Annotated in this window: 3 protein-coding genes and 2 pseudogenes; 4 read left to right on the top strand and 1 reads right to left on the bottom strand. The window is 74.3% G+C overall.

The features are described from left to right. A pseudogene (locus tag AB0L40_RS26235) lies at window positions 1-313 on the top strand (MFS transporter); the annotation flags it as partial. Window positions 314-445: 132 nt separating this feature from the next. After that, window positions 446-1,420, top strand: coding sequence for an arabinan endo-1,5-alpha-L-arabinosidase (locus AB0L40_RS26230; RefSeq protein WP_364361498.1), 975 nt, complete (start codon window positions 446-448; stop codon window positions 1,418-1,420). Window positions 1,421-1,508: 88 nt separating this feature from the next. Here AB0L40_RS26230 and AB0L40_RS26225 read toward each other — a convergent pair. Beyond that, window positions 1,509-2,009 (bottom strand): annotated as a pseudogene (locus tag AB0L40_RS26225) (tRNA-dihydrouridine synthase); the annotation flags it as partial. A gap of 215 nt (window positions 2,010-2,224) precedes the next feature. On the opposite strand from AB0L40_RS26225, the gene AB0L40_RS26220 reads away from it, so the two are divergent. Continuing rightward, on the top strand, window positions 2,225-2,893 hold the full coding sequence (locus AB0L40_RS26220; protein ID WP_364361496.1) for a response regulator transcription factor: 669 nt from the start codon (window positions 2,225-2,227) through the stop codon (window positions 2,891-2,893). A gap of 209 nt (window positions 2,894-3,102) precedes the next feature. Beyond that, the coding region (locus AB0L40_RS26215; RefSeq protein WP_364361494.1) for an MMPL family transporter at window positions 3,103-5,276 on the top strand (2,174 nt) is incomplete at its 3' end.

The raw sequence follows: 5,276 nt of genomic DNA, 5'->3' as shown, positions 1-5,276 counted from the left end.
GCTCGCCGGCGCCCTGGCCCAGGCCGCCGGGTTGACGGCGGCGGGCTCGCTGGTGCCGCACCTGGCCGGCATGGTCGGGGTCTCGGCCGCGTTCGGTCTGCTGCAGTTCGCCATGGTGCATGCCGAGACCCGCCTGCAGGAGACGATCACCGGTCCGGCCCGCACCACGGTCCTGTCGATCAGCGGCTTCGCGGCCGAGGTGTGCGCGGTCGCCCTCTACGCCGGCTTCGCCCTGCCGCTGTCCCTCCCGGTCCTGTACGCGATCGCGGTCGTCCCCCTGCTGGCCACCGCTCTGCTCGCGGCCCGGCGCTGATTTCTGTTGTCCGGCCGGCTGTCGCGCATCTACCGCAATGCCGAATCCCCCAGTTTCGTCGGCCGGCGCGAGCAACTTTTACAGCGCTGCAAGACACCTCTGGGTATCCCCCACCGAAAGGCGATCCCCCACATGCTCCGCAAAACGCTCCTGGCCGGACTGACCGGCCTGCTGGCCGTGGCGGCCAGTGTCTACGGCTTCACGATGGCCGACGCCGCGACCTACCCGAATCCGGGTGTGGTGACCGGCTCGACGTTCGCCCACGACCCGACCATGGTGAAGCGCCCGGCCGGCGGTTACCTGCTCGCCTACACGGCGCCGGGCATCGGGCTGAAGACGTCGTCGGACCGGACCCGGTTCACCGACGCCGGGAAGGCCTTCCCGAACGGGACACCGTGGGCCGACCCGTACACGAACGGTGACACCAACCTCTGGGCGCCGGACATCTCCTACCACGGCGGCAAGTACCTGATGTACTACTCGGCCTCGACCTTCGGCTCCAGCAGGTCGGCGATCTTCCTGGCCGGCAGCACCACCGGCGCGGCCGGGACCTGGACCGATTACGGCAAGGTCGTGGAGAGCACCACGACCAGCGGGTTCAACGCGATCGACCCGAACCTGACGGTCACCCCGTCCGGCGATTGGTACCTCAGCTTCGGCTCGTTCTGGTCCGGGATCAAGATGGTCAAGCTGAACCCGTCGACCGGCAAGCGGGCGGACAGCACGATCCACAATCTGGCCGAGCGGTTTGTGAACAGCAAGTCGATCGAGGCGCCGTTCGTCTTCTACCGCGGCGGTTACTACTACCTGTTCGCCTCGTTCGACTTCTGCTGCCAGGGCGCGTCCAGCACCTACCGCACGATGGTGGGCCGGTCGCGGTCGATCACCGGGCCGTACCTGGACCGCGCGGGCACCGCGATGACCGCCGGTGGCGGCACCGAGATCCTGGCCTCGCACGACGCGGTCCACGGCCCCGGGCACCCGGCGGTCCTCGGCGACACCGACGCTGACGTGCTGGTCTACCACTACTACACCGCCTCGGGTGACGCCCGGCTCGGCATCAACCTGCTGCGCTGGGACTCGTCCGCATGGCCGGTCGTCTACTGAGAGGACGACTACCACCACCTGGCCGCGGCCACGCGGTTCATCGCCTCGGCCAACCGGGCGGCCACTACCGGGCCCGCCGATCCGGAGGTCAGCCGCCGGACTCGTCGGTCTCCGCGCCCTCCGGGACGGTGTCGTCGTCTCGGCTGTCCAGCCAGCCGTGCGGCAGCGAGACCTTGCCCGGGGCGTTGACCCGGCCGCGCGGCTGGCCCAGCGCCTCGGCCGGGAACGGCACCGCCGGGTCGAGCTTCGCCAGCAGGTCGTCCAGCTCCGCCAGCGAGGAGATCATCGCCAGGCTGCGGCGCAGCTCGCCGCCGACCGGGAAGCCCTTCAGGTACCAGGCGACGTGCTTACGGAAGTCGGCGCAGCCGTGTCTCTCGTCCTCCAGCGCCTCGACCAGCAGCTGCGCGTGCCGAGAGATGATCTTGGCGACCTCGCCGAGGGTGGGCAGCACCGGCCGGTAGTCGGCGCCCTGGGTGAACGCGGCCTCCAGGTCGGCGAACAGCCACGGCCGGCCCAGACAGCCCCGGCCGACGACCACCCCGTCGACACCGGTGTGGGCGACCATGCGCAGCGCGTCCGAGCCCTCCCATCTCCGGCCTGCGCGGCATGCACGAGCGCGCGTCCGCCGTCGGCGGGACGGCCGAGGCGGGCCCCGCCCCGGACGGCACCTGGACCGTGCGGGCCCGGCTCCCGCTCCCGGCGCCCGCGTCCGCGTCGTGACCGTCTCCGTCCCGCGCGTCCTCGCGCCCGGAGCGCCCTCGTGACCGTCTCCGTCCTCCGCGTCCTCGCGCCCGGAGCGCCCTCGTGACCGTCTCCGTCCTCCTCGCCGACGACCAGGCGCTCGTGCGCGCCGGGTTCTCCGCGCTGATCGACGCCGAGGACGGGCTGACCGTCTGCGCCGAGGTCGCCGACGGGGCCGCGGCGGTCGCGGCCGCGCGGGAGCACCGGCCGGACGTCGTCCTGATGGACGTCCGCATGCCCGGCACCGACGGCCTGGAGGCGACCGCCGCGATCACCGCCGACCCGGCGCTCCGCGACGTCCAGGTGATCGTCCTGACGACGTTCGAGCTCGACGACTACGTCTTCGGCGCGCTGCGTGCCGGGGCGAGCGGGTTCCTGCTCAAGGACGTCGAGCCGGCCGAGCTGCTGCACGCCGTGCGGGTCGTCGCGGCCGGCGACGCCCTGCTGCACCCGCGGGTGACGCGCCGACTGATCGCCGCGTTCGCCGCCCAGCGCGACGCGACCCCGCCGGTGCGACCGCCGGCCCTCGACGAGCTGACCGAGCGCGAGCAGGAGGTCCTGGTCCTCGTCGCGCGCGGCCGCTCGAACGCGGAGATCGCCGCGGACCTCGTGATCTCGCCGCTGACCGCGAAGACCCACGTCTCGCGAATCCTGATGAAGCTCGGCGCGCGCGACCGCGTCCAGCTCGTCGTGGCGGCCTACGAGGCCGGCGTCGTCGTGCCCGGGGCCTGACGGCGGGGCCGGGCGGGGCCGCGCCGCCCCCCGCCCGGTCGGCGGACGAGGGCGGACGGCGCACGGCGACCCGGGCCTGACGGCGGGGCCCGCGTACTCCCACGGGAGTACGCCCGGTGCGTCCGGCAGGCCGACGACGCGGGGAGCACCGGTTCATACGGTCGGGAAGACCGGAAGCACCCCGCCCCTCCTCCCGTCAGGACCACCCCATGGAACCCCTCCCGGACCACCCCGAGCGCACGCCGCTCGGACGCCTCGGACGCCTCGCCTTCCGGCGTCGCCGCTCCGTCGTCGCCGCCTGGATCGTCGTGCTCGTGCTCGCGATCGCCGGCTCGGCGTCCTTCGGCGGCGACTTCGTCGTCGACTACGCCACCCCCGGCTCGGAGTCCGAGGCCGCGGCGAAGACCCTCGAGCGCGACTTCGGCGGCCGCTCCGCCGACGAGGTGCGCATCGTCTGGCACGCCGACGCCGGCGCCGTGACGCCGCGGTCGACCGCCGCGATCGACGCGCTCCTGCGGGACGCCGCGAAGCTCCCCGACGTCGCCGGCGGCGTCACCGCGAAGGACGCCGCCGTGTCGCGCGACGGCACGACGGCCGTCGTCCGCGTCCCGCTGCAGGACGTCGCCACCCGCGTCCCCGAGGCCACCGGCACCGCGCTCGTCGCGCTCGGCGAGACCGCCGCGAAGCAGGCGGGCACCGAGACGTACGTCACCGGCGGCGTCCCCGGCATGGAGGAGGACGCCCCGATGACGTCCGAGCTCGTCGGCTTCGCCGTCGCGGCCGTGGTCCTGCTGCTGACGTTCGGCACCGCCGTCGCCGCCGGCCTGCCCCTGGCCGTCGCGCTCCTCGGTGTCGGCGTCGCGGTCGGCCTCGGCGGCCTGCTCGCCGCCGCGGTCCCGACGCCCGACTGGGCGATCCAGATGGCGCTGATGCTCGGGATCGGCGTCGGCATCGACTACGCCCTGATCATCATCACGCGGTACCGGTCGCTCGCCGCGGCCGGCCTGGAACCCGAGGCGGCCACGATCGGGGCGATGGCGACCGCGGGCCGCTCGGTCCTGGTGGCCGGCGGCACCGTCGTCGTCTCGCTGCTCGGGCTGTTCCTCATGGGCCTGCCGTACCTGCACGGCGTCGCGCTCGTCTCCGGCCTGGCCGTGCTCGTCGTGCTGGCCGCGTCGCTGACGCTCCTGCCCGCGCTGCTCGGGCTCGCCGGGCGGCGGATCGAGCGGTTCCGGGTCCCCGGCGTCCGTGCGACCCCGGCCGACCCCGACCGGACCCCCGGCGCCCGCTGGGCCCGCCGCGTCCAGGCCCGGCCGGTCCTCTCCGCGACCCTGGCCCTGGCGCTCCTGCTCCTGCTGGCCGCGCCGGCGACGACGCTGCGCTTCGGCTTCCCCGACGACGGCAACGCCGCGGCCGACACGCCGCAGCGTCAGTCGTACGACCGCGTGACCGCCGGCTTCGGGCCGGGGCAGAACGGCCCGCTCGTCGCCGTCGCGGAGACCCCGCGCGGCGCGGCCGACCGCCCCGCGATGGAGCGACTGGCGAGCGCCGTGCGCGCCGACCGCGGCGTCCGGTCGGTCGCCGCCCCCGCGTTCTCCGGGGGCGACCGTGCCGCCCTGCTGACGATCGTGCCCACGACGTCGCCGCAGAGCCAGAGCACGCGGGACCTCGTGCAGCGCCTCCGCGACGGGCCGCTGGCCCGGGCGGGCCTCGACGTCCACCTCGGCGGCCGGACGGCCGCGACCGTCGACCAGGGCACGGTCACCGCGCAGCGCCTGCCGCTGTTCGTGGGCGGCGTCGTCCTGATCTCGTTCGTGCTGCTGATCGCCGCCTTCCGGGCCCCGATCGTCGCCGCGAAGGCCGGTCTGATGAACCTGCTGTCGATCGGGGCGGCCTTCGGCGTCGTCGGCCTCGTCGCGCAGGGCGGCTGGGCCGGGCAGTTGATCGGGATCGACACGGCCCTGCCGGTCCCGCCGTTCATCCCCGTGATCATGTTCGCGGCGCTGTTCGGGCTGTCGATGGACTACGAGGTCTTCCTCATGTCCGCGATCCGCGAGCGCTTCGGGCTGCACGGCGACGCGCGGGCCGCGGTCGTCGAGGGCGTCGCCCGCACCGCCCGCGTCATCACCGCCGCGGCCGCGATCATGGTCGCCGTCTTCGCGGCCTTCGCCCTGAGCCCCGAGGTCTTCCTCAAGCTCATGGGCGTCGGGCTGGCCACCGCGGTGCTCGTGGATGCGACCGTCGTCCGGATGATCCTCGTCCCCGCCGTGATGCAGCTGCTGGGCGAGCGCGCCTGGTGGACGCCGCGGGCCCGACGTCTTCCCGTCGGGGCTCCAGACGTTCGTCGACCACGTCGTGCCGATCCTCCGCGAGCGCGGGATCT

Source organism: Patulibacter sp. NPDC049589 (assembly GCF_040675535.1).
In the GTDB taxonomy this organism is placed as follows: Bacteria; Actinomycetota; Thermoleophilia; order Solirubrobacterales; family Solirubrobacteraceae; genus Patulibacter.
The sequence above is the reverse complement of the archived record's forward strand: the minus strand, read 5'-3'. Positions and strand labels throughout refer to the sequence as shown.